2 protein-coding genes are annotated in these 1,282 nt (G+C 69.2%); both read right to left on the bottom strand.

Translation table 11 applies throughout. The features are described 5' to 3' along the window. Positions 1-79: 79 nt before the first annotated feature. A complete protein-coding gene (locus FNH08_RS50195; RefSeq protein ID WP_152778697.1) occupies positions 80-670 on the bottom strand; it encodes an N-acetylmuramoyl-L-alanine amidase in 591 nt (196 codons plus the stop codon). A 267-nt stretch (positions 671-937) separates the two neighbouring features. After that, entirely contained in the window at positions 938-1,171 is a 234-nt protein-coding gene (locus FNH08_RS50200; RefSeq protein ID WP_152778699.1) for a hypothetical protein, read from the bottom strand. Positions 1,172-1,282 lie beyond the last annotated feature (111 nt).

Genomic DNA, 1,282 nt, shown 5'->3' on the forward strand with positions numbered 1-1,282 from the left:
GTACCGGCGGGTTGGGTCAACCGGCGGGATGGGGTGGGGCGGTGGTCGGCACCGCCCCGCTATCAGTCGAAGACGCGTGTCACTTCAGCCGCTCGTGGATGCGCTCCCTCATCGACGCCATCGTGAAGCCGCGGGGGTCCACCTTGCCCGGCTGCCACTCCAGGTGGCCGATCACCGAGCGGGCCGTCCAGCCGTGGTGGCGGCAGACCGCCGCGGAGACACGCTCGATGGCGTCCAACTGGGCCTCAGGCCAGGGATCCTCGCCGTCGCCGAGGTTCTCGCACTCGAAGCCGTAGAAGTGGCGGTTGCCGTCCGTGTTCGCCTCGTTGTCCGGTGGGAGGGTCTTCTCGGCGATCACCGCCCGCAGGACGTCGTCATCGCCCAGCCCTGCGTGGTTGGAGCGGCCGTAGCCGACGAGGTGGACACGGCCGTCCTTGGTGATGACGCCATGGCACAGCGGGCCGGGCAGGCCCGCGTAGCCGTCGCGGCAGATCTCCACGGTTCTCCCGCTGCCCGACGTCACCGTGTGGTGGATCATCACGCCGTGGACCGGACCCCATGGACCCTTGTGGTTGCGGTTGTGGTGCTCCCAGTCACCGACCTCGACGACCGTGACGCCCTCGTCCCTGAGGATGGTGAGAAACCTGCTCGCGGACATGGGTGGGGCCATGACCGGCTCCTTCACACTGGGCAACGGCCACCTGTCGCGGCCGCCTCGTACCGCAGCTTGTACCCCCAACCCGACGGCCGCGACCCGCCGTTCGCATGGTGAGCGAGCCGATCCGGTCAGGCGGCTGTCGGGGTGTCGGGGGTGGTACTGGGGTGTCGGGGCTTGTGCCGGGAAGATGGTCGGACCGCTGACGACAGTCGTCCGGAGGATGGGTCGAGCAGTTGTACGGTGAGCCGAGGGTGGCGCCGTGAGAGCCCGCCCCCCGACTCAGGAGCGCAGGACGCCGTCGCCGTGCGTGGCGATGTGGGCCTCCAGCGCCTGGACGGCCTGCTGTGTGGCGGCCGGGGAGCCGCTGCCGCGCCGCTCCGCGTAGTACGCCGCGCCCAGTTTCTTCAGCAGATCACTGCCGGCCCGCTGGGTCTGCACTTCGTCGAGCTTCTGCTTGCCCTGCACAAGGCCGCGCTGCGCCTGCTCCTTGGCACGGTCCAGAAAGCCTGCCATGACGTCTCCCGTCGTCGAGTGGATCGAGTCGTTCGAAGGTGGGTTTCGAGGGTGGATGGTGGGTCGATTGGTCGAAGGGCCCGTCACGCCGACAAACGGACGGCCGGATCT

Source organism: Streptomyces spongiae (assembly GCF_009377185.1).
Lineage (GTDB): Bacteria > Actinomycetota > Actinomycetes > Streptomycetales > Streptomycetaceae > Streptomyces > Streptomyces spongiae.